The sequence below is a fragment of the Rhizobium sp. P1_E6 genome, from assembly GCF_056405875.1.
This window is the reverse complement of sequence record NZ_JBFUBG010000006.1, coordinates 1-22600: the sequence shown is the minus strand read 5'-3', so window position 1 is coordinate 22600 and position 22600 is coordinate 1. Positions and strand designations below refer to the sequence as shown.

The 22600-nt window shown below is 59.2% G+C and carries 22 protein-coding genes and 1 tRNA gene; 7 read left to right on the top strand and 16 right to left on the bottom strand.

Annotated elements, in window-relative coordinates; genetic code table 11:
• Positions 1 to 183 precede the first annotated feature (183 nt).
• Positions 184 to 576: a Co2+/Mg2+ efflux protein ApaG gene (gene apaG, locus AC1D35_RS05525; RefSeq protein WP_113298460.1), complete on the top strand. Its 393-nt coding sequence runs from the start codon at positions 184 to 186 to the stop codon at positions 574 to 576.
• A gap of 67 nt (positions 577 to 643) precedes the next feature.
• Here the strand turns inward: apaG and AC1D35_RS05520 are convergent, their stop codons facing one another.
• From AC1D35_RS05520 to AC1D35_RS05505, 4 genes are all read right to left on the bottom strand, one after another.
• The gene (locus AC1D35_RS05520) at positions 644 to 1234 is read right to left on the bottom strand and encodes a hypothetical protein (RefSeq protein ID WP_113306996.1); all 591 of its coding nucleotides are present in this window, start codon (positions 1232 to 1234) and stop codon (positions 644 to 646) included.
• Positions 1235 to 1364: 130 nt separating this feature from the next.
• Positions 1365 to 2360, bottom strand: a complete 996-nt coding sequence (locus AC1D35_RS05515; RefSeq protein WP_113306997.1) for an Hsp33 family molecular chaperone — start codon at positions 2358 to 2360, stop codon at positions 1365 to 1367.
• 91 nt (positions 2361 to 2451) lie between these two features.
• Positions 2452 to 3369: an ornithine carbamoyltransferase gene (argF, locus tag AC1D35_RS05510; protein ID WP_113298458.1), complete on the bottom strand. Its 918-nt coding sequence runs from the start codon at positions 3367 to 3369 to the stop codon at positions 2452 to 2454.
• 45 nt (positions 3370 to 3414) lie between these two features.
• Positions 3415 to 4614 (bottom strand): aspartate aminotransferase family protein, encoded by a 1200-nt coding sequence (locus tag AC1D35_RS05505; RefSeq protein WP_113298457.1) that lies wholly within the window; start codon positions 4612 to 4614, stop codon positions 3415 to 3417.
• A 426-nt stretch (positions 4615 to 5040) separates the two neighbouring features.
• On the opposite strand from AC1D35_RS05505, the gene AC1D35_RS05500 reads away from it, so the two are divergent.
• Both AC1D35_RS05500 and AC1D35_RS05495 read left to right on the top strand, forming a co-directional pair.
• Complete coding sequence (locus AC1D35_RS05500; RefSeq protein WP_113298456.1) at positions 5041 to 5577, top strand: GcrA family cell cycle regulator; 537 nt, start codon at positions 5041 to 5043, stop codon at positions 5575 to 5577.
• Between the two features lie 25 nt (positions 5578 to 5602).
• Positions 5603 to 5833 carry a hypothetical protein gene (locus AC1D35_RS05495; RefSeq protein WP_113306998.1) on the top strand — a complete coding sequence of 77 codons (231 nt, stop codon included), beginning with the start codon at positions 5603 to 5605 and terminating at the stop codon, positions 5831 to 5833.
• A 116-nt stretch (positions 5834 to 5949) separates the two neighbouring features.
• On the opposite strand, the gene AC1D35_RS05490 is transcribed toward AC1D35_RS05495, so the two are convergent.
• Positions 5950 to 6105: a hypothetical protein gene (locus AC1D35_RS05490; RefSeq protein ID WP_162748412.1), complete on the bottom strand. Its 156-nt coding sequence runs from the start codon at positions 6103 to 6105 to the stop codon at positions 5950 to 5952.
• Between the two features lie 229 nt (positions 6106 to 6334).
• Positions 6335 to 7153 carry an alpha/beta fold hydrolase gene (locus AC1D35_RS05485; protein WP_113306999.1) on the bottom strand — a complete coding sequence of 273 codons (819 nt, stop codon included), beginning with the start codon at positions 7151 to 7153 and terminating at the stop codon, positions 6335 to 6337.
• Positions 7154 to 7532: 379 nt separating this feature from the next.
• On the opposite strand from AC1D35_RS05485, the gene AC1D35_RS05480 reads away from it, so the two are divergent.
• On the top strand, positions 7533 to 8456 hold the full coding sequence (locus AC1D35_RS05480) for a LysR family transcriptional regulator (protein WP_477938335.1): 924 nt from the start codon (positions 7533 to 7535) through the stop codon (positions 8454 to 8456).
• A 278-nt stretch (positions 8457 to 8734) separates the two neighbouring features.
• On the opposite strand, the gene phoB is transcribed toward AC1D35_RS05480, so the two are convergent.
• The 7 genes from phoB to phoR all read right to left on the bottom strand — a co-directional run bounded on the left by phoB (position 8735) and on the right by phoR (position 16559).
• On the bottom strand, positions 8735 to 9418 hold the full coding sequence (gene phoB / locus AC1D35_RS05475) for a phosphate regulon transcriptional regulator PhoB (protein ID WP_003570612.1): 684 nt from the start codon (positions 9416 to 9418) through the stop codon (positions 8735 to 8737).
• A gap of 131 nt (positions 9419 to 9549) precedes the next feature.
• Positions 9550 to 10263, bottom strand: a complete 714-nt coding sequence (gene phoU / locus AC1D35_RS05470) for a phosphate signaling complex protein PhoU (RefSeq protein WP_113298453.1) — start codon at positions 10261 to 10263, stop codon at positions 9550 to 9552.
• Between the two features lie 44 nt (positions 10264 to 10307).
• A complete protein-coding gene (pstB, locus tag AC1D35_RS05465; protein WP_477938334.1) occupies positions 10308 to 11123 on the bottom strand; it encodes a phosphate ABC transporter ATP-binding protein PstB in 816 nt (271 codons plus the stop codon).
• 14 nt (positions 11124 to 11137) lie between these two features.
• Positions 11138 to 12460 carry a phosphate ABC transporter permease PstA gene (gene pstA / locus AC1D35_RS05460; RefSeq protein ID WP_113298452.1) on the bottom strand — a complete coding sequence of 441 codons (1323 nt, stop codon included), beginning with the start codon at positions 12458 to 12460 and terminating at the stop codon, positions 11138 to 11140.
• On the bottom strand, positions 12457 to 13938 hold the full coding sequence (pstC, locus tag AC1D35_RS05455) for a phosphate ABC transporter permease subunit PstC (protein WP_113298451.1): 1482 nt from the start codon (positions 13936 to 13938) through the stop codon (positions 12457 to 12459). Before pstC ends, pstA begins: the two co-directional genes overlap by 4 nt.
• 164 nt (positions 13939 to 14102) lie before the next feature.
• Entirely contained in the window at positions 14103 to 15137 is a 1035-nt protein-coding gene (locus tag AC1D35_RS05450; RefSeq protein WP_113298450.1) for a substrate-binding domain-containing protein, read from the bottom strand.
• Positions 15138 to 15335: 198 nt separating this feature from the next.
• On the bottom strand, positions 15336 to 16559 hold the full coding sequence (gene phoR / locus AC1D35_RS05445) for a phosphate regulon sensor histidine kinase PhoR (protein ID WP_113307079.1): 1224 nt from the start codon (positions 16557 to 16559) through the stop codon (positions 15336 to 15338).
• Between the two features lie 245 nt (positions 16560 to 16804).
• Between phoR and ppk2 the strand changes: the two genes are divergently transcribed.
• Positions 16805 to 17686: a polyphosphate kinase 2 gene (gene ppk2 / locus AC1D35_RS05440; protein WP_113307001.1), complete on the top strand. Its 882-nt coding sequence runs from the start codon at positions 16805 to 16807 to the stop codon at positions 17684 to 17686.
• Between the two features lie 126 nt (positions 17687 to 17812).
• Here the strand turns inward: ppk2 and AC1D35_RS05435 are convergent, their stop codons facing one another.
• Entirely contained in the window at positions 17813 to 19039 is a 1227-nt protein-coding gene (locus AC1D35_RS05435; RefSeq protein WP_113307080.1) for a regulator, read from the bottom strand.
• A 329-nt stretch (positions 19040 to 19368) separates the two neighbouring features.
• On the opposite strand from AC1D35_RS05435, the gene AC1D35_RS05430 reads away from it, so the two are divergent.
• Both AC1D35_RS05430 and AC1D35_RS05425 read left to right on the top strand, forming a co-directional pair.
• The gene (locus AC1D35_RS05430) at positions 19369 to 20328 is read left to right on the top strand and encodes an NAD(P)H-dependent flavin oxidoreductase (RefSeq protein WP_113307002.1); all 960 of its coding nucleotides are present in this window, start codon (positions 19369 to 19371) and stop codon (positions 20326 to 20328) included.
• Between the two features lie 124 nt (positions 20329 to 20452).
• Positions 20453 to 20528, top strand: a tRNA-Thr gene (locus AC1D35_RS05425).
• Between the two features lie 144 nt (positions 20529 to 20672).
• Here AC1D35_RS05425 and AC1D35_RS05420 read toward each other — a convergent pair.
• Positions 20673 to 20885 (bottom strand): hypothetical protein, encoded by a 213-nt coding sequence (locus tag AC1D35_RS05420; protein ID WP_477938333.1) that lies wholly within the window; start codon positions 20883 to 20885, stop codon positions 20673 to 20675.
• A gap of 912 nt (positions 20886 to 21797) precedes the next feature.
• A complete protein-coding gene (locus AC1D35_RS05415) occupies positions 21798 to 22136 on the bottom strand; it encodes a hypothetical protein (protein WP_113307004.1) in 339 nt (112 codons plus the stop codon).
• Between the last annotated feature and the right edge of the window lie 464 nt (positions 22137 to 22600).

Here is a 22600-nt window from a genome sequence, read left to right as displayed (position 1 = left end):
TGGCGCGGCCGCGGAATACCACCGTGGCCGTGGCATTTGCCTTGAAATTAACACTGAGAGTTAGGCTTAATGAACAAAAGGCGGCCCGACCGAGGGCGGCGGGGCCACGTTCACTGTTCCGTTTCTTGACGCATGAGGACTGTTATAAGATACGGGTAACGTATATTGACTAAGGTGTAAGGCATGTATCGCGCCCTCACACGAGACATCGAAGTGGTTGTCGAACCGTTCTATCTGGAGGAGCAATCCGATCCGGACGACGATCGCTATGTCTGGGGTTATCGCGTCGTCATCGCCAACAACTCCGGCATAGCCGTACGTCTCGTCAACCGCTACTGGAATATTACCGACCAGAACGGGCAGATCGACGAGGTCAGCGGCCCCGGCGTCGTTGGCGAGCAGCCGCGTCTGCAACCTGGCGATACCTATGAATATTCATCGGGCTGTCCGCTGGATACGCCATCCGGCCTGATGTTCGGCCATTACCAGATGGAGACGGACGAAGGCGAGCTGTTCGATGTCGACATCCCCGCCTTCTCGCTCGATTCACCCGGCCTGCTCAGGGTGCTCAACTGATGCGTAAATTCGAACCGATTGCTCGCGGATATGCGGCAATGCTGAAGTCTTCAATCGGCAATCTCTATTAAAGCTCAAAGGGATCCGATGCGGTCTGAGCATCCGGCTTTGCCTCAAACGGATCTTTTGATTGCGGCTGTGCCGGCTGTTGGGCCACTGCAGCGTTGACAGCCTTTTGACAGACGAGCATCTCATCGGTCGCTTTGACGGAGTTCTTTAGACTGAGGGCAACTATCCGCTTGCCGTTAAAATCGACACGAAAACTCAACTTGCGAGCGAACTCGCCAATCAAGCCAGTATCCTTAAAATTAATCCACAATGCCTTAGTACCGTCAAGATCTACGGCGCTTGCGTCGGCAGTCCATTTGGAGCGGTCCAGGTAGAATTCGATCGGATATTGCTTGCCTTCTTCCAATGATTTCCAATTTGCATTGGCCATCAGGATATAAAAGGGATTATCCTTTTCGATGAAATTGAAGCCGAGACGAAAAACTGTACCGTCTTCAAAGGAAGTCATGACAAAGCAGGCGTTGCCCAAACTTTTGTCGACAGCCACACTCCAGCCACCAACTTCTTTCCATAGAACAGTCTCGTCGTCGGCAAAGCTAATTCGCGGCACTGCAGCTAAGAGCGCAAGTACCAAACACAAAAACTTCATTGGCACCCACCCCGCTTCCATAGCCTGAACCAATGAAACACAATAGGCACACAGTGACTACCAAAAGTCGAGTCACTGCGCTGCGCTATCGCTTAGTTCTATTGCTCGCCTGTTCTTATACTCAGGAAGACTAAGTAAGCTGAGACGCAACCTCATGCACCGGAAAGCGGTAGGTCGTTGAGCAGAACTCGCAGGTCACGGCGATCTCACCGTTTTCCTGGCTTGCCTCTACTTCCTCGGCGCTGAAACCCTTCAGCACGCCGCCGATCTTTTCCCGCGAACAGCTGCAGCGATCGAAGACGGCACGCGGTTCGTAAACGCGCACGCCGCGCTCATGGAAGAGGCGGAACAGCAGGCGCTCGGTGCCAACAAGCGGATCGGTGAGTTCATCTGCATCCACGGTTTCGACGAGCGAGCGGGCTTCCGCCCAGGCATCGTCCTCAAGGTGGCCGCGTTCGCCTGTGTCGCCGTCGCCGCCATGAAGATCGGTCTGGCGCATGCGCTCCGGCGCTTCCGGCAGGAACTGGGCAACGAGGCCCCCTGCCCGCCAGCGGTGACGCGGCTTGCCATCGTTATCACGGTCGAAGAGCTCCGCAGCAGCAAGGCGCACCCGCGTCGGGATCTGCTCCGACTGGCGGAAATAGACGCCGGCAATGTCTTCCAGCGAGGTACCGTCCAATGCGACGATGCCCTGATAAGGCTGGCTGAACTTGCCCTGATCGATGGTGAAGGCCAGCACGCCCTTGCCGAGAAGCTGCTCAGGCTCCGTTTCGCCTGATGCGATCGCCTGATCGAGCATCGCCTGATCGAAGCGGGCATAGGCGCGGACATTTTCCGGCGTCGAGAAATCGGCGACCAGCAGATCGACGGGACCGTCGCTCTTGGTCTGGACGGTGAACTTGCCGTCGAACTTCAACGAGGTGCCGAGCAGCACCGTGAGCACCACCACTTCAGCCAGAAGGCGGGCGACGGGCGTAGGATAATGATGGCGTTCGAGGATTGAATCCAGCATCGGGCCGAGCTGGACGGCGCGACCGCGCACATCAAGCCCTTCCACCTGGAAAGGGACGACATGATCATCGCCGGCGAAATCGAACTCGCCGAGAGCGGCTGCAGCTTCTGCCATGGCTTACACTCCTGTTCTATGGGAGCAGCAGGCTAGCGTGCCGGCCGCTCGCGCAGCCGCGAGCTTGGGACTCGCGGCATCCGATTATGGTTCAGATCGCGCCCAGGCACCAAGCAAGAATCGACTTCTGCGCATGAAGACGGTTTTCCGCCTCATCGAAGACCACGGACTGCGGACCGTCGATCACCTCATCCGTCACCTCCTCGCCGCGATGGGCGGGAAGGCAATGCATGAACAGCGCATCTTTGCCGGCCTGCGCCATCAATTGCGCGTTGACCTGATAAGGCTGGAAGACATTGTGACCGCGAGCCCGATGTTCCTGATTCATGGAGACCCAGGTATCGGTCACCACGCAATCGACGCCGGCGACCGCACGGTCAGCATCATGGTAAAGCATGATTTCGGCGCCCTCATTGCGGGCCCAGTTCAGATAGTGATCCTTCGGCTCGGAACCAAGGGGTACGGCCATGTTCATGCGGTAGCCGAAGCGGGCAGCTCCTTCCACCAGCGAATGCAGCACGTTGTTGCCGTCACCCGTCCAGGCGATCGTCTTGCCCTTGATCGGGCCGCGATGCTCTTCGAAGGTCATGACGTCAGCCATGATCTGGCAGGGATGGGTATCGTCCGTCAGCGCGTTGATGACAGGCACGGTGGCGTGCTCGGCCAGTTCCAGCATACGGTTATGGTCGGTCGTACGGATCATGATCGCGTCGACATAACGCGACAGCACCTTGGCGGTGTCGCCGATCGTCTCGGCGCGGCCGAGCTGCATTTCGGTTCCCGACAGGAACAGCGTCTCGCCGCCGAGTTGGCGCATGCCGACATCGAAGGAGACGCGGGTTCGGGTAGACGGCTTCTCGAAGATCATGGCCAGCATCTTGCCGGCGAGCGGCTTGTCGGCCGTGCCTGCCTTGAAAGCCTGCTTTCGCAGCTTGGCGTCATCCATGATGGTTCTGAGGTCGGATGTGGTGACGGCGGAGAGATCGAGGAAGTGTTTAGGGGAAGCCATTGTTCGTTACCTGCTACGCCCGCCAGCGGGCGGGGCATTGTCCTATCAAGCGGTCTTCTTGACCTTGGCGGCACGGATATTTTCGGCGGCACGCTCGATACGGGAAATCCCCTCGCGCGCCTCTTCCGCGGTTACGACCAGCGGCGGCAGCAGACGGATGACATTGTCGCCTGCCGGGATCGCCAGAAGGTGTGCTGCACGGATTTCCTTCAGAAGCTCCGCCGAAGGAATGGCTGCCTTGATGCCGAGCATCAGGCCTTCGCCTCTGATATCCTCGATGACATCGGGATAACGATCCTTGAGCGAGGCGAGGCCCTGACGGAAGACGAGGGTGATATCGCGCACATGCTGCAGGAAGCCATCGGCCAGGATGATATCCAGCACCGCACTGCCGACAGCCATGGCCAGCGGGTTGCCGCCATAGGTGGAGCCGTGCGTGCCGGCCTTCATGCCGGAAGCAGCTTCTGCCGTTGCGAGGCAGGCCCCGAGCGGAAAGCCGCCGCCGATGCCCTTGGCGACTGCCATGATGTCAGGCGTTATACCCGACCATTCATAGGCGAAGAGCCTGCCGGTACGGCCGACGCCGGTCTGGACCTCGTCGAGGATCAGCAGCAGGCCATGCTCGTCGCAAAGCTGGCGAAGCGCCTTCATGAATTCCGGGGTCGCCGGGCGGACACCGCCCTCGCCCTGCACCGGCTCGATGAGGATGCCGGCCGTATTATCGGTGATTGCCGCACGGACGGCCTCGATATCGCCGAAAGGCACCTGATCGAAGCCGGGGGCCTTGGGGCCGAAACCTTCGAGGTATTTCTCCTGACCGCCGGCGGCGATGGTCGCCAGCGTGCGGCCGTGGAAGGCGCCTTCGAAAGTGATGATGTGAAAGCGCTCGGGATGCCCCTTGGAGAACTGGTAACGGCGCGCAGTCTTGATGGCGCATTCGAGAGCCTCGGCGCCGGAATTGGTGAAAAACACCTTGTCTGCGAAAGTGGCATCCGTCAGGCGCTTGGCAAGCTTCTCCTGCCCCGGCACTTCATAGATATTGGAGAGATGCCAGACCTTGTCGGCCTGATCCTTGAGGGCGGCCACAACCTGCGGATTGCCATGCCCCACGGATGTGACGGCAACGCCCGCGCCGAAATCCAGATATCGCTCGCCAGTTTCGGTGATCAGCCACACGCCTTCGCCTCGCTCGAACCGCAGCGGGGCACGAGAATAGGTATCATAAAGCGGCGAGGCTTCAGCCATGGCGCAATCTCCTGGTCAGGCTCTGAAACAATGGACTCCGGCTAAGAAAACCAGGCCCGAAAAATTAAAAATGCCGCCTTGCGGCGGCCTCTCAGGCACTATTTCCTTTTCGCAGTGCGATGTCAACAAAACTGAGGATTTAGCGCATGCGTCAAGCGCCTAATGGGCTTTTCAGGTCTATCAACAGCTAATGTTGCAGAAATGACTCGCCGGGGAAGCAAGTTGGGGAAAACCCCGAATTCGGATTCATCGGATTCCTGCGACTCTTGTCACAGAGTCAGGCTCACACTAGGTTAAAGTTCAATTACTAGACTGCATGCGGCGGAACTAGTCACCAAAATTGATCAGGCGTTTCTTGCTTCGGAGGCTTTCGGGGCAACGGTGAGGGATTCTGCCATCACCAACGCGAAAGGCGGAGACAGGGCAATGAACTGGACAGACGAGCGTGTCGAGAAGCTCAAGAAGCTTTGGTCGGAAGGGCTGAGCGCCAGCCAGATCGCTGCGCAGCTTGGCGGAGTGAGTAGAAACGCTGTTATCGGCAAGGTTCACCGGCTCAGTCTTCCCGGCCGCGCCAAGGCCGGCGGCACGGCGACCGCTGCGCGCGCACCCAAGCGCAATACGTCGGCTCCGCGGGCCCCGAACTACGCATCTCGCCTCGCCACCACCCGCACCGTGACCCGCCAGCAGGGCGCAACGATGCTGAAGGAAGAGATCGAGATCGAAACGGTCGAGGAAATGGAATATGTGCCGGCCAAGAATGTGGTCGTGCCGATCTCCCGCCGCCTTGGCCTGACGGAACTGACCGAGCGCACCTGCAAGTGGCCGGTCGGCGATCCGCTGAAGGACGACTTCTATTTCTGCGGCTGCGACTCCACGGATTCCTCGCCTTATTGCAACTATCACCAGCGCCTCGCCTACCAGCCGGTCAGCGAGCGCCGCAGGGCAGCCGTCCGGGCAGCCTGACAAGCGCCTGCAAAAAGCAGCATCCATGGCCCCTCCTAGCGAAAGCGTGGAGGGGCTATTTTTTTGGCTTTATCGCCTGAGGCTGAACCACCTGCCTGGCGAACGATGGCGCCGCCTTGATCGCAAGAACGCAGTTTCGCTGGCCATGACGCTGGGGCGGAACGGGGCGATCATTGCCTCGCTGATCAAGACGTGCAAGCTCAGCGCCGTCGTCAACGACCACAGGCCGACGCGGAGCGGTGAACTCTTGCCGTAGAATTACTAGGCAGGGCAATAAGTGCTTAAATCCTTCTGTTGGCTCTAAGCGGACATACCAAAGAGTTTTCTCAGGGGCAGCTTCGCGCCATCATTTCAGCCGTTCAGACACAATCGTCAGCGTCCCAAAACCGCCATCGAGCTGAGCGCCATAAAGTTCAAAGACGACAGCAACGCCAGCCTGAAATTACCTAAAGGCCGGAAGCCGAAAAACGAGCCTATATTGAGCACTTCGGAAGCTGGCGGTGCTCCTGACATTAAATCGACGGACATCCCCCGCTCTTATTTCCAGATGTCGAAGCCGAGATGCCGAGCCATTTCGGCCGGTGGAGTAACCGGCCACCGCAACGAAAGATTTAAGCGCGACAAGTCGCATCTTTCGCTTCTCACCAAGCAAAGCAAATTGCCACTGTCGGAAGCACCCTCCGGGAACGCTCCCCGTACCAGGCACCAACAGGTGTCACCCGGCACTGCCGGGTGACAGAACGTCCCGTCGATGTCGTCAAGACCTGATGAACGAGAGCAGGTCGGGGTTGAGGACATCCGCATGCGTGGTCAGCATGCCATGGGGGTAGCCCGGATAGGTCTTCAGCGATCCGTTCTTAAGCAAGTTGACCGCACGCGGCACGGAACTTGCGAAGGGGACGACTTGATCGGCCTCGCCATGCATTACCAGCACCGGCACGGTGATCTTCTTGAGGTCTTCGGTATAATCTTCCAGCCAAGAGTCGACAGTCGCGTAGTGAGCCAGGGCACCACCGGCCATGCCCTGGCGCCACCAGTTCGCAATGATTGCCTCCGAAGGCTTGGCCCCATCGAGGTTGTAGCCGTAGAACGGATTCTCAGGGACGAAACGGTAGAACTCCGCCCGGTTGCCCAGCATGCCTGCCCGGATCGCTTCGAACCACTCCGGCGGTTGACCGGACGGATTTTCCGCGCTCCGGTACATGTTCGGTGTCAGCGAAGCGACCAGCACCGCCTTCGCGACGCGCTCCTGATGGCGAGCCACATAGCGAGCCACCTCACCGCCACCTGTCGAGTGCCCGATATGGATCGCGTCGCGCAGGTTGAGGTGCTCGGTCAGGGCCGCGAGGTCGGCAACCCAGTGGTCCATATCGTTGCCGGTGCCGGGCTGGTCGGACCGGCCGTGGCCGCGCCGGTCGTGGGCGATCACCCGATACCCCTGATGAAGGAAGTATGTCATCTGGGCGTCCCAGTCGTCCGCTGTCAGCGGCCAGCCGTGGCTGAAAACGATCGGTTGGCCCGAGCCCCAGTCCTTGTAGAAGATGTTTACGCCGTCCGTGGTCGTGATTGTAGGCATCGCGTCGCTCCATCTGCGCTGTTAAACATTCATTGGAAGATAATAAATCACTAAATAAAGCCATCCATCCACGCGCTATTGCAATAGCCGACGCAAGATTGCCACGCATGCCTCATCTTTCGAGGCCCAGGCACATGATCCGACACAAGAATTGGTCAGTCTCACATAATGTAGGTCAGCGCCGATAATTGCGGGTCACGACAGGTAGGCTTTTAGACATTTAGCTTTCCTTCTCTGACTGGACACAGTTGACTGCGAAATACTTCCGATGAAGCATTCGACTATGTCCCTAGATTGCGGCGTTAATTAAATCCCCCTTTTATCAAGGACAAATACCTTGTACGTTCGAGCTATGCCTTAAAGGCATAGCGGGGACGCGATGGAACTCAGGCATTTGCGCTATTTTATTGCTGTTGCGGAAGAGGGAAGCTTACTGACCGCAGCCGAGCGGCGGCTACACACTTCCCAGCCCTCACTCAGCAGGCAAATTCGCGATCTGGAAACCGAAGTCGGTGTAAAACTGCTGGAACGGCAGCCGCGCGGCGTGACGCTCACCGCCGCCGGTAAAGTGTTTCTTGATCACGCGCGGCTGGCGTTGTTGCAAGTCGAGGCGGCTGCGGAAGGGGCCCGGCGGGCAGAGCAGCCGCAAAAGCAGTCGTTCACTATCGGTTTTCTCGCAGGGCAAGAGGTCGTGTGGCTACCCCATGCACTGCGCATTATTCGTGAGGAAGCGCCGGAGGTTGAAATCATATTGTCCAGTCAGTCTTCCCCGGACCTTGCTCTGGCACTGATGCGAGGCAAGCTGGACGTCGCTTTCCTTCGCCCCGAGACGCAGAGTGTTGGTGTGTCGTTCAAGTTTTTAGCCAAGGAGCCACTGATCGCCGTGCTGCCGGCTGACCATCGCTTGACGTCGCAGAAAAAGATCCGGCCACAGGATCTTGCCCGCGAAACTTACGTCAGTTCGGCTAGAATTTCTCCGGTCTTGCAATCCGTGATCCAGGAGTACGCGTCGAACRTTGGGATCACACTCAAGGCAGAGTACGAAGGTGAAGGCCTACCATCAGCAATGTCGCTCGTCGTGTCTACAGGTGGAATAACGCTTATTCCGCTTTATGCGCAAAATATGCTGACGCCAAATGTCGTTGCCAGAGCACTTGAGGGTGTGCCTCCGACAATTGATCTCACCTTAGGATACAACGATTCAAATTCCTCACCTTTGCTCCGCCGATTTTTGTCTCGTTCTGATGAACTAGTCGCCAACGTACAAAATCAGAGCATCATCCGCTATGCTGAAGTTCCATAGCAGAGCTCACGCTCATCTTGGTGACGGCTTCGATTGGCTAGCGCCAGCAAGCCGACAGTCCCCTTCCGGCCCCAAATCAGTCGATGCTCAAGGCTCAGAGAATGTTCGCAATCGGCGCATAGCAGATGTCCCCGTCATCGCTTGAGCCCTCGCGATGCAAGGGGCATGTCGGTCAAGGCGTCAGCAAGCCAACGTCTACTCTTAAAAAGCCCACCCGAACAAACAAACGGGCCGCCCGGTTACCCAGACGACCCGTTCGTGACCTCCGATCACTCGGATCAGGCTTCCATGGAATATCCCGCGCCGCGGACGGTGCGGATGACATCCTGCATGTTGGAGAAATTCAGCGCCTTGCGCAGGCGGCCGACATGGACGTCGACGGTGCGTTCATCCACGTAGATATCGTGACCCCAGACGCCATCGAGAAGCTGCGAGCGGGAGAAGACCCTGCCCGGCGACGACATCAGGAATTCCAAGAGGCGGAATTCGGTCGGGCCGAGGCGGACTTCGCGGCTCTTGCGATGGACGCGATGGGTTTCGCGATCGAGCTCGATATCACCACACTTCAAAACGGTGGAGAGAACCTCCGGACGGGCGCGTCGCAGCATCGCCTTGACGCGGGCAACGAGTTCCGGCGTGGAGAAGGGCTTGACGACATAGTCATCCGCGCCGGTCGAGAGACCGCGAACGCGCTCGCTCTCTTCGCCGCGTGCCGTCAGCATGATGATCGGCAGACGCTCGGTTTCCGGCCGCATGCGCAGCCGGCGGCAGAGCTCGATGCCGGAAACGCCCGGCAGCATCCAGTCAAGGATGAGCAGGTCCGGGGTGCGCTCCTGAAGCCGGATTTCGGCCTCGTCGCCACGGAGGATCGTATCCACCTCGAAACCTTCAGCCTCGAGATTGTAGCGGAGAAGCACGCTGAGTGCCTCTTCATCTTCAACAACTGCAACTCTTGGGATCATGCGTGTCAGTCTCCTAATGCATGATCCTTAAACCGGGGGTGATTTAAGCAAGGGACCATGCAGGAACTCGGAATTGGCTGCGACCCTTGCGCGCCCCAGCGCGGGGCGCGCACGCAATCGGCAGGTCCAGATTACTCCGTCACCGCACCAACGGTATTGGAGCTGTCGTCCTTCGGACGCTCGCCCTCCGGCTGGGCGCCGGTTGCCATGTAGTAGATCGTCTCGGCGATGTTGGTTGCATGGTCGCCGATGCGCTCGATGTTCTTGGCGCAGAAGAGAAGATGCGTGCAGCTCGTGATGTTGCGCGGATCTTCCATCATGTAGGTCAGGAGTTCGCGGAACAGCGAAGTGTACATCGCGTCGATCTCGTCGTCGCGTTCGCGGATCGCATTCGCCTTGTCAGCTGAACGATTGGTGTAGACGTCGAGCACTTCCTTGAGCTGGACGAGCGCCAGTTCGGAGAGATGCTCGAGGCCGCGGGCGAGCTTGCGCGGAACGCCGGTGCTCTGCACCGCGATGACGCGCTTTGCCGTGTTCTTGCCGAGATCGCCGACGCGCTCGAGGTCGGCGGCGATGCGGATCGAACCCATGATCTCGCGAAGGTCGGAGGCCATCGGCTGGCGACGGGCGATCGTGACGATCGCCTTGTCGTTGATCTCGCGCTCGGCGTGATCGAGGATCACATCGTCGGAAATGACCTTCTGAGCAAGCGCGGTATCGCCGTTGACGAGCGCGCGGACAGCGTCGCCGCCCATCTGTTCGGCAAGACCACCCATCTCGGAAATGCGCCGGGACAGGAATTTCAGATCGTCATCGTAAGCAGAGAAAATATGTGTTGATGCCATGGGGCTTTGTCCTCGAAAATCGGGAAGGCTTCACATCGCCAAAATCAGCCGAAGCGACCCATGATGTAGTCCTGGGTACGCGGATCGTCCGGGTTGGTGAACATCTTGTCGGTATCGTTCTCCTCGACCAGGTTGCCGAGGTGGAACATAGCCGTGCGCTGCGATACGCGAGCGGCCTGCTGCATGGAATGCGTCACGATGACGATCGTGTAGTTTTCACGCAGCTCGTGGATCAGCTCTTCGACCTTGGCAGTTGCGATCGGGTCGAGCGCCGAGCAGGGCTCGTCCATCAGGATGACTTCCGGGCTGACGGCAACGGCGCGTGCGATGYACAGACGCTGCTGCTGACCGCCGGAAAGGCCGGTGCCGGATTCATGCACGCGATCCTTGACCTCATTCCAGAGGCCGGCGCGCTGCAGGCTCGTCTCGACAATCTGGTCGAGGTCGGCCTTGGACTTGGCAAGGCCATGGATGCGCGGACCGTAAGAAACGTTTTCATAGATCGTCTTCGGGAACGGGTTCGGCTTCTGGAAGACCATGCCGACGCGGGCGCGAAGTTCGACGACGTCGATGTCGGGATCGTAGATGTCGTCGCTATCGAGCGTGATCTTGCCGGTGACGCGGCAGCCGTCGATCGTGTCGTTCATGCGGTTCAGCGACCGCAGGAAGGTGGACTTGCCGCAGCCCGAGGGGCCGATCAGGGCGGTCACGGTGTTTTCGCGGACGTTCAGATTGACATCGAAAAGCGCACGCTTCTCGCCGTAATAAACGGAGACATCCTGACCGATCATCTTATACGGGACGTTGCTCATTTTCTGGTCCAGCGCCTTCTCGACTGCGGCTTCCGTCAACATGTTCATGATCTTTACTCCGTTTACCAGCGGCGCTCAAAGCGACGACGCAAGAGGATAGCTCCGAGGTTCATGACGATCAGGAACAGGAGCAGGACGATGATGGCACCCGAGGTTCTTTCCACGAAGGCGCGCTCGGCTTCATTGGCCCACATGTAGACCTGAACCGGGAGTGCCGTGGAAGGATCGAGCGGGCTGGACGGCGCCTGGGCGACGAAGGCGACCATACCGATCAGCAGCAGCGGCGCGGTTTCGCCGAGTGCGTGGGCAAGGCCGATGATCGTGCCGGTCAGGATGCCGGGCATGGCAAGCGGCAGCACATGGTGGAACACCATCTGCATCTTGGAAGCACCGAGGCCGAGGGCGGCCGAGCGGATCGACGGCGGCACGGCGCGCAGTGCGGCACGCGTGGCGATGATGATCGTCGGCAGCGTCATCAGGGTCAGCACCAGACCACCGACCAGCGGTGCCGAACGCGGCAGGCCGGCGAAGTTGATGAAGACCGACAGGCCGAGCAGACCGTAGACGATGGACGGAACGGCGGCGAGGTTGTTGATATTGACCTCGATCAGGTCCGTCAGCCTGTTCTTCGGCGCGAATTCCTCGAGATAGATCGAGGCGGCGACACCGATCGGCAGCGCAAGCACGAGGACGATCAGCATCAGATAGAGCGAGCCGATGAGGGCAACGCCGAGACCTGCGGCTTCCGGACGGCTGGAATTGCCGTTGACGAAGAGGCCGGTGTTGAAGACCTTGTGAAGCGAACCGCTCGCCTTCAGCTGGTTCATCCAGCCGACCTGCTTGTCGTTCACCTTACGGTTCTTCTCATCGACCGAGAGGTCGATCTGGCCCTTGTTGGCGCTGTCGACATTGGCATCGGCCAGGATCGTGACATTGACGGTCTTGCCGATGATCGAGGGGTCGGCAACGACCATGTCGCGCAGCTGGATCGGCGCACCCTTGGACAGCATGTTGGATGCATCGCGCACGTCGGGACGGCTCGACGCGTTGATGCCGAGCTGCTTGACGATCGCGTCACGCAGGAGAACCGGGTAGCTGGCGGCGATGAGAACCGAAGGATCGGTCGCACGCTTGTTATCCGGATCGATGGTCTTTTCGGTAAACTCGATCGGCAGCGTGATCGCCGTCTGCTGGAACGCGGTATAGCCGTTGCTGATGACGGTCCACAGCAGGATAAACAGGAAGATCAGGCCGAAGGAGATCGCGGCGATACCATAGGCCTGGAAGCGGCGCTCGGCAGCGTAACGGCGCTTGATGCCGATGTCGCGGCGCGCAGGCGCCTTGGAGACCGTGACGCCGGCGACGGGGGAAACAATATTCGTCATTCGTACTGCTCCCGGTATTTGCGCACGATATAGAGCGCGTAGATATTGAGGCAAAGCGTGATGAAGAACAGCGTGATGCCAAGCGCGAAGGCAACCAGCGTCTGCGGCGAGGTGAACTCGAGGTCGCCGGTCAGCTGGTTGACGATCTTGACGGTCACTGTCGTCATCGGCTCGAAGGGATTGATCTGGATGCGGGCGGCGACACCGGCCGCGAGAACCACGATCATGGTTTCGCCGATGGCGCGGGACGCCGTCATCAGCAATGCGCCGACGATGCCCGGAAGGGCGGCCGGCAGGACCACCTTCTTGATGGTTTCGGAGCGCGTGGCACCGAGGCCGAGGGAGCCGTCGCGCAGCGAGCGCGGCACGGCGGTGATGATGTCATCCGACAGCGAGGAAACGTAAGGGATCAGCATGATGCCCATGACGATGCCCGCGGTGATGACGCTCTGTGCCTGGATGAAATTGGTATAGCTGCCGGAGAGCAGACCGCTGACCTGCGCAGAGAAATCGCGCAGGAACGGACCGACCGTGACGAGGGCGAAGAAGCCGTAGACGATGGTCGGGATGCCGGCCAGCACTTCGAGAAGCGGCTTGGCAATCGAACGTACCCGCGAAGAGGCGTATTCGGCCATGTAAATGGCGGCGAAGAGGCCGACCGGAACGGCGACCAGCATGGCGACCAGGCCGATATAGAGCGTGCCGAGCAGCAGCGGGATGAGGCCGAACTGGCCGAAGGAGGAACTGCCGGCACCGGCAAAGCGCGGGTCCCAGACCGTTCCGAAGAAGAAGTCGGCGAAGGGAACGACGGCAAAGAAGCGGGCCGCTTCCGACAGCATCGAAAAAACGATGCCGATCGTCGTCAGAATGGCGATGGAGGACGCGACGAGAAGTGACCAGAGCATGACCCGTTCAACGCGATTGCGAGCGCGGAAGCGCGGAGCAACGGCGCGAAGGGCGTAGAAGGCGCCTGCGACGGAGATGAGCAACACGATCGCCGTCATAATGATACGGCTCGTCATGCTTTCGGCGTTCAGGGTCTTTGCGGCGTCGATCATGTAGGGCTGCGGCTCGCCAGCGAGCGGAACGCCCTTTTCATTGAGCCTTGCCTGCAGACCGGCAGGATTGCCGGAGAGGGAGGAGACCTCATCCGAAGTCAGCATGTTCATGCCGCGGGCGACCGTGGCGATCATGCTGTAGGCGAGATCCTGCTGGACGGCCGGCTGCGCCTTCACATCATCGGGAAAACCACCGCGAACGGAGGAAGAGACGATGCCCGGGCTTACGGCAAGCCAGACGAACAGAACGATCAGGGAAGGCAGAACAGCCCAGATCGCGGCATAGGAGCCATGATAGGCCGACCGCGAGTGCATGGCGGACGACCTGCCGCCTGATAGTGCCGTGGCGCGGCTGCGCGCGGCCACATAGGCAACGGCGCCGATAATCACCAGGCACAAGAGTATGATGGATGTGCTCATTCGTTACGTCCCCAGGCCCACAGCCCCCAAAGAGCCCGGCAGCTCCAGGAGCATGCCATCGGCTTCAATATCATGGAGAAGAAGTTCATTCCGCACGGCCCTTGCGGGCCGGGCGGACAGGCGATGCCGGCGCAACACCCCCGAGTGGCGCGCCGGCAAAGTCATTACATGGTCTTGCCAGCCTCTACGTCCTTGCGGATCGCATCGCGCTCTGCATCGGGAGCAGCAACGAGACCGTATTCGACGAGCGGGCTGTCAGGGCCGATCATCTGGTCGGATACGAAGAAGTTGACATATTCCTTCAGGCCGGGAACGGCGCCCAGATGTGCCTTCTTGACGTAGAAGAACAGCGGGCGGGAAACCGGGTACGTGCCGTTAGCGATCGTTTCCGTGGACGGAACGATGCCGCTCATGGAAGCAACCTTGAGCTTGTCGGCATTGTTTTCGTAGAAGGAGAGGCCGAATACGCCAACGCCGGTCTTGTTGGCAGCGATGCGTGCCAGCGTTTCCGGATAGTCGCCGTCGATGTCGACTGCAACGCCGTCCTTGCGAACTGCGACGCAGGCCTTGGCCTGGGCAGCCTTCTCGGTGATTTCCTTGGCGATGACTTCCTGAGCGCCAGCAGCCTTGCAGCCGGCAGCGAGAACGTTCAGTTCGAAGACTTCGCGGGTGCCGTGCTTTTCGCCCGGGATGTAGGCAGCGATATCAACAGCCGGAAGCTTCGGGTTGACTTCCGACCACTTCTTGTAGGGGTTGGCGACGAGCTTGCCGTCAACAACAACCTGGGCAGCGAGGGCCTTGTAGATGTCCTGCGGAACGTAGGCAACGTCCGGGTTGGAAGCGTCGGTTGCGAAGACGATGCCGTCATAACCGATCTTGACTTCCTGGATGTCCGTTACGCCGGCAGCCTTGCAGGCTTCGGCTTCGTTCTTGTTGATCGGACGCGATGCGTTGGCAACGTCGATCGTGTCTTCACCGACGCCCTTGCAGAATTCCTTCAGACCAGCGCCGGTGCCGCCGGATTCGACGACCGGCGTCTTGAATTTGGTGAAGGTTTCGCCGAAGGACTCGGCGACGATCTTTGCGTAAGGCAGGACGGTGGACGAACCAGCAACCTGAATCTGGTCGCGAGCAACGGCAACGCCAGCGAAAGCGGCGGTTGCAGCAAGCGCGGCAACAGTAAGTTTAAAGGTGTTCATTTGAATCTCCCGGCATTTGGGCTTGTGTGAGTGCGGCCTCAAAGAGGCCCTCGCATTGCCTTTTTTCATCGGCAGGACTCTCTTAGCGCCTTAAGCACCGTCCTTTTATGTCAGATCGATGAAACATTTATGACAGAATAATCCATTGATTTTAAATGCAGAAATATGGCGTCGATAAATTGCGTGCGACATATGGAGTCAGAAACGCACGGTAAACTCCGTTCCCTTGCCCACCTCCGATTTAACGATCAGCCGTGCACGATGGCGCGTCAGAATATGTTTGACGATGGCAAGCCCGAGGCCCGTGCCCTTCTTCGAGCGGCTGTCTTCGATGCTGACGCGATAGAAACGCTCCGTCAGGCGCGGCACATGTTCGGCCGGGATGCCGGGGCCTCTGTCGACGACGCTGACCTCCACCGGCTGGCCGGACCCGTTCTTCAGCCAGACATCGACAGTCTCGCCTTCCTGGCCGTATTTGCAGGCATTTTCCATCAGGTTTTCGAAGACCTGAACGAGTTCGTCGCGGTCTCCCAGCACTTCGACCTTGCCGTCGGGCAGGTGCAGATTGATCGAGACGCCGACATCCGTGGCAAGCGGCACGAGCGAATCCCTGACATGGCCGAGAAGCGGCACGAGATCCACCTTCTCGTCGGGGGCGATGTGCGACTTGAGCTCAAGCCTGGAAAGAGACAGGAGATCGTCGACGAGCCTGCTCATGCGCGTCGTCTGGTCGAACATGATGCCGAGGAAACGTGCCTGCGCCTTCGGATCGTTCTTGGCCGGGCCCTGAATCGTCTCGATGAAGCCGCGCAGCGAGGCAAGCGGCGTGCGCAGCTCATGGCTGGCATTGGCGACGAAATCCGTGCGCATGCGATCGATGCGGCGTAATTCGGAAATATCGCGGAAGGAGAGGATGTAATAACGCTCGTTGCGGCCGTCGTCGTCCTTGAATTCGACGGGAGCGCTGCGCACGATATAGACGCGCTCGGAAGGCAGCCGCTCGGAATGCTCGATCTGGTTCGGGGCGTTGGTGGCGATGGTTTCGCGCACCATATCCAGGACGCCAGGCGAACGCAGCCGCGCCGATATGTGAGAACCGAGCGTCACCTCGCCGAAGGCCTTTTCGGCCGCGCGGTTCTGAAACAGCACCGAGGCATCTTCCGAGAGCACCATGACAGGGATATCGAGGCCGGCCAGTGTGGCGGAGACCTCCGGCAGGCGACTGGGAAGCACTTCGGGCTCGGGTTCGGCCGGCTCGACGACATCAGATTTGATGACCGGCGCCTCGTTGAAAAGCGAGGCGAAGATCATCACCAGAAGCAGGACGAGCACGATCCATTTGTTCATGCCGGCGGCAAGCGCCACCAGCGCGCTCAGCAGCGTCGCCAGCAAAACCGGGCGCTCGCGCCGGATGCGCGCCAACAGGCTTCTCGTCCACGGCATTTCTTCTTCCAAGGCGCCCCTCACGGCATCGATTCGTTTCTCTTTATATTCAAACTCTGCCTGATAGCCGCATTTCATGACAGAAGTTTTCCGTTTCTGAAACTTGCGCGAAAAGCCGCAGCGCGCGACAGCGAATTGCGCTTTGCTGACGCAGCGGATTTGATTTTCAATGATAAATATGTTCGCCTGCTGAAAAACGAAATCAGCAAGCGCAGGAGAAGACGATGGCCGAAGACGTCGAAAGCAGGGTCGTGGAGTTGGAGATCAGGGGCAAGAAGCGCGTCTTCGATATCGACGATCCCGTGCTGCCCGACTGGGTGGATGAGCATGCGCTGGAATCCGGCGATTATCCCTACAAGAAGAAGATGAAGGACGACGAATACGTCGAAGAGCTGGAGAAGCTGCAGATCGAGCTCGTGAAGGTGCAGTTCTGGCTGCAGGCGACGGGCAAGCGGGTGATGGCGCTCTTCGAAGGGCGCGATGCGGCCGGCAAGGGCGGCGCGATCCAGGCGTCCTCGGCCCACATGAACCCGCGCCTTGCCCGCGTCGTGGCGCTTGCCAAGCCAACCGACCGGGAACAGGGCCAATGGTACTTCCAGCGCTATATCGCGCAGTTTCCGACATCGGGCGAATTCGTGCTCTTCGACCGCTCCTGGTACAACCGCGCCGGCGTGGAGCCGGTCATGGGCTTCTGCACGCCGAAACAATACGAGGATTTCCTGAACCAGGCGCCGCAGGTCGAGAAGGTCATCGCCCACGAAGGCATATTCTTCTTCAAATTCTATCTGGATATCGGCCGCGAGATGCAGATCAAGCGATTCCACGACCGGCGGCACGACCCGCTCGCCGTCTGGAAGCTTTCCTCGATGGATATAGCCGCATTGACCAAATGGGGCGACTATAGCGAGAAGCGCGACCGGATGCTGAAGGAGACCCACACGGAATTTGCGCCCTGGACCGTGATCCACGCCAATGACAAGCACCGGGCGAGGCTCAACCTCATCCGCCACATGCTGAAGACCATGGATTATGACGGCAAGGACAAGGACGCGATMGGCTCACTCGACGACAAGATCATCGGTTCGGGTGCCGGCTTCCTGAAATAGACATCGCTACAGCATCGGCCCGAAAATCGAAATCGATTTTCGGGAAGCCTGATGCGTAGATTAAAAGGGGCAGAGCGTCCTTTGTGCGTCCGAATGGACGCACGCCGCTCTGGCAAACCGGGCCGCTTACTGGCCCGGCAGGATCCGCACGGCAAAGAGATTGATGCCGCGAGCCTTGCCGTCCACATCGCTGTTGATCATCAGCCGGCCCGCAGAATTCGGCGCCAGCGAGCGGTCGAAGCGGACCTGCAGCAGCGCGTCCGATTTTTCACGCGTGACGTTGAAACGATGGCGGGCGCAATTGCCGAGTGACTGGAACTCGCACTCGACGGTGATCTGGGTCGGCTCGTCCGTGGTGGACTGCAGGGTCAGCGCGATGGTCGAGGACTTGCCGGCGAGCTGCTGCAGGACATTGGCGGGAACGTTGATGGAGACATTGCCATCCGTATTGCCGCTCTGGGAGGTCAGGCGGACGGCCGGGCCTTCGGTTTCGGTGACATTTTCCACGCGCGCGCGCGGGCCGCTCTCGATCTTGTCGGCAGGCTTGAAGACCTCGATCCAGTCTGCCGAGAAGCCGTTCTGCGGATCGATCGTGAGCGGTTCATCGACATGCGGGGTGCTGTTATCGGCACTATCCTCGCCATCGAAATCCTCGGGCTGCGTGCTGGCCGGCGGGTTGGCGACGCTGGTGTCGCGCTGGGCCGCCGTCAGGAGAAGGCCTGATGTATAGGCCCACCAGCCACCCATGCCGATGAAGGCGAGCAGCACGCACCAGACAAGCAGGCGCGAGAAGAACTTGCGCGGCCTGCGGCGGACAGCGGCCCGCTCGGGGCGGAAATCCATGCCGCCGCGCTTGCCCGACGTCGCGCGCATCTCTCCACCCGGTGCCGCTCCCAGCTGATCGGCGCTGCTGGCGTGAACGCCATCCAGGCTCGCATCGTCCACATGCCCGGCGGCATCGTGGCCGCGTGTTTCACCTGTAACGGCCAGGCTGTCATCCTCTTCCGCATGATAAGGGGGCTCTTCCACATGATAGGGCGCCTCTTCCACACGATAGGCGGGCTCTTCCACGTGACGCGGGGGCTCAGGCATCTCTACAACGGGCGGGACCGGAACTTCCGGAGGCCCCTGGCGCGGGTGAAGGCGGGTGCGCTCTTCGCTCTCGATGGTGTGGATCGTCGTTTCGAGACGGTGGCGGTGATGGGCCACGACGTCGGCATCGGTGATATCCTGCTTTCGCAGGCCGGCTTCCAGCGCCTGACGGGCGGACTGATAGATGCGTGCACGAACTTCCGCGCTGTTGCGGTCGGAATTATCGAGCGCAGTTCTGATAGCCGTTTCTAGTCCGCTCACATCAGGCCCTTCACGTTTCGTGCCGGCATCGACCTCAAAAGATTGAATGCCTGTCAAAATTCGGTAGCGTCAAGTGCGGCAAACCGCAAGCCTTGCAGCCTTTTGCGAGCGCATCGGCGGGGGATAAGGACGCCGCGCAGCGCCTCGAAGCACTGTTTTCAGCATGTCGTTGTCGCAAACCGCCGCGCAGTTTTGCGCGACATGCATTAGATATTCCGAAAGTGGACAGGATTACGGAAAAGAAAGCTAGCTCCCGCCATACTCTTTTCCTCGGGCGCCGGCTCTGATAATCAATTGACGTTTTCGTAAACGTCAAAAATGGTGGAAGCATGGCCCTGCCCCCGATCCTCAAGGACAACCTGAGACTGCCGGTCATCGGCTCCCCGCTTTTCATCATTTCCCATCCGGCACTGACACTGGCGCAATGCAAGGCCGGCGTGATCGGCGCCTTTCCCGCACTCAACGCGCGGCCGGAAAGCCAGCTCGACGAGTGGCTGGCGATGATCACCGAAGATCTTGCCAACCACAATGCCAGGCATCCCGAACGGCCGGCAGCGCCCTTCGCGGTCAACCAGATCGTCCACATGTCGAACAAGCGGCTGGAGCACGACCTGATGCTCTGCGTGAAATACAAGGTGCCTGTCGTCATTTCCTCGCTCGGCGCCGTGCCGGAAGTGAATGCGGCGGTGCATTCCTATGGCGGCATCGTGCTGCACGACATCATCAACAACCGCCATGCCAATTCGGCGATCCGCAAGGGCGCAGACGGACTGATTGCCGTTGCGGCAGGTGCGGGCGGACATGCGGGCACGCTTTCCCCTTTCGCACTGGTGCAGGAAATCCGCTCTTGGTTCGACGGCCCGCTGCTGCTTGCCGGCTCGATTGCGACCGGCGGCGCTATCCTCGCCGCCCAGGCCATGGGCGCCGACATGGCCTATATCGGCACGCCTTTCATCGCGACAGAGGAGGCCCGCGCTTCCGACGCCTACAAGCAGGCGATCGTGGAAGGTGCCGCTGCCGATATCGTCTACTCGAACTATTTCACCGGCGTGCACGGCAACTACCTGAAACCCTCCATCCGCGCGGCCGGCCTCGACCCCGATGACCTGCCTGACGCCGATCCCTCGAAGATGGATTTCGAACAGGCAACCGGCGGCGCCAAGGCCTGGAAGGACATCTGGGGCAGCGGCCAGGGCATCGGCGCGATCAAGGCCGTGGAACCGGTCGCGACGCTGGTCGACCGGCTGGAAGCGGAATATCAGGCCGCCCGCACCCGGCTGGCGCTGTGAACTACGGGCCTTTCCACAGGCTTCAGCTTTTTTGCCAAAGGGCATAAGAGGGTGCTTGAAATCTTCGGACAATGGCTGTATCAGCCCCATGCAAATCGCGGGCCTATGCTTCGCCCGCCGGATTGCCGCTTTAGCTCAGTCGGTAGAGCACATCATTCGTAATGATGGGGTCAGGTGTTCGAGTCACCTAAGCGGCACCATTTTTCTTAGTGAATTCAATGCATTGAGCCTTAGAGGTTTTTCGAATTTACGGAGCACGGATCCGTTTTTCGCGCCGTGCGACCGCATTGCTACCTCCAGGCAGGCGTCTGGCTAGGCCAAGTCATCCTGCATAACGGCGCCAATTAGGTGTCGAGCATGTCCCATTCTTCGCCAAGCAYCCATCGAAGGGCGGAAAGTTTGCCGTTGACCATGCCCCATTCAAAATCGGTCCACGGTCCCAAATTCTCCAATCCGACTTCTTCTTCCGTGCGCTTAGCCGCCGCCAACGCTCCTCTCCAAACTTCGTCCCTGATGACCTCCGGATGAATATCCAGAGAGGTTTCTGAATTCGGCACTGGTGATGATCTTTATCTCGCCGGATTCAACGCCACTCCTAAGTAGAAGATGCTCGGCAGCGAGGATCTCGGATAGGCGGCGAGACTCTATAGCGAAATTAAGCTCGAATTCGCGCTCGTCCCTGAGATCCGCATCTACTTCCTTGAGACAGTCAACGATGGATATCCAGAACGCGGCCGGCGAGGGAGATAAAGAAGTTTCCGGTGTTTGTTCCGAATATTCGTCCCGCCCAAAGTTTCCCTATCGGCATCCGCTCCTCCGCAACCGTGATTCGAAGAATACGATAGAAAAATACAACCCATTAGAGTGCGCTCAATCCAAGCGCCGGCGCACGAACGCGACCTCATTTCCGCAAATACCCAAGTAATCGCGTCAAGGCGTCCACAACTTCGATCAGTTGAAAGTCCTGGTGTTTGCCGCTCGAGGCAAAGTCTACCGGCACTTTTAAGCACAGTGGCAGTTACAGTCGCGTGGACCACGCGGGGGATGCACGCCCCGTTTGACCCTTCAATCGCTTCGGCTGCGCGGTCCCACCTTTCCTCAGAAAAGCTTGCCCGCTTCGGCGGGATAAAAAGGGGCTCGTCACTCGATACAAAGACGAGCCCCTTTTTATTCGCCAGAGGAACGTCCGTTTTCAAAAACGCTCCCGCTTAAACTCACAAGGGCATCGAAATCAGAGCATAGGTATCGTTACAGAGAGGATGGCAACGAGCGATGCGACGAGAACGGATGTCTCAATCATAAAAACGACTATCTGCCTCGTAGACATTTCAGGAAAAAACGATTTCATGATTTTACCCTTACTAAAATATTATTCTAATAGTCGCCACAGTATCATCAAATTGCACGAATAGTTTTTTATTTTCGAATTTTCTAAAGTTTTTGCATCTCGCGGTTCGCGACGTCGAATCTCACTCGCTTTCCCGGTTGGGATGTGAGGTAGTGCATGTGCTCGATGGCAACCCGGTCCACCCCATGGTCGGCTCCTCGTCTCCGCCGTCCTCGTCGTCGCAATCGTCGAGCTCCAAATCTTCAACGCATTCGTTGCCGCTGCATCTGGCCGCGTTGCCAAGCGATGGCTCGTCATCGGCATTGTCTTCAAGGTCCGGGTTGCCGTCGGCCAGATCCAGCAACGCAATCAGCTCCTCTATCAATGCCTCAAGTGCGGTGCGGCGCAATTCTGTCAGGCGGACGAGTGGTGCCGGCCCAATGGAAGGCGCGGCAGGGGTATGAATAGGAGCTTCCATCATGCCTGCTCCTTGTTGAGTTGAAGCATGGAAGCCATAAGGCGGACGAGCTGACCGAGCGGTGAGCTATCCTCGGAAACTAGTGCTGTGAGTTCGTAGGCGCCGACGTTAGCGGCGCTCGCCTTCATCCACAGACTATCGAACGTCAGAGCCGGTAAGAATGAAACTTCTGCATGCGCTCGCCATCTTGCTGAAATAACGGCTTTCCATCCATGCAGTTGCCCATCGCTTGGCCTCTTTTCCCATCGGTGTGCCGACGCGAGATGAAAGAATGCCCTTTGCTATCTCAAAAACTGGAGTGGTTACCGCGTCGATAGTCGCGCATTCCTCGCGGCTAGGCGGCTAGAGCGAAGCATCAGCTCGGATCGTCAAAACCGCGCGACCGGCTCGCGGAGGGGGCCGGAGGGGGCGGAGGGAGCATTTCCAAGACTCTCCGCAAGCGTCGTGCATACCGCCTGTATCAATGC